Here is a 243-nt window from a genome sequence, read left to right as displayed (position 1 = left end):
GACCTGCACGTGGGCCGCCTCTTGCCAGAGACGGCCGGCGAGGCGAGCGAGCGCGATGCGGGCGTCGGCGTCTTCGACCGACTCGGCGATCGCGTTGAAGCGCTGCGCGCCGCTGACGATGAGTTCGCGGATCAGTGCATCGCGGTCGTCGAAGTGCCCGTAGAGGGTGCGGCGCGAGAGGCCGGCGCTGCGGGCGATGACGTCGATCGACGCGCGCGGGTCGGCGGCGAGAGTGGCGCGAGC

General features: G+C 72.8%; 1 protein-coding gene. It reads right to left on the bottom strand.

What is annotated here, in order from left to right:
* Positions 1–243, bottom strand: a 243-nt coding sequence (locus tag RTM68_RS09615) for a TetR family transcriptional regulator (protein WP_312170385.1), incomplete at both ends; no start/stop codon positions are given.

The organism is Microbacterium sp. (assembly GCF_031988965.1).
Classification (GTDB): domain Bacteria; phylum Actinomycetota; class Actinomycetes; order Actinomycetales; family Microbacteriaceae; genus Microbacterium.
This window is presented reverse-complemented; position numbering and strand designations above follow the sequence as displayed.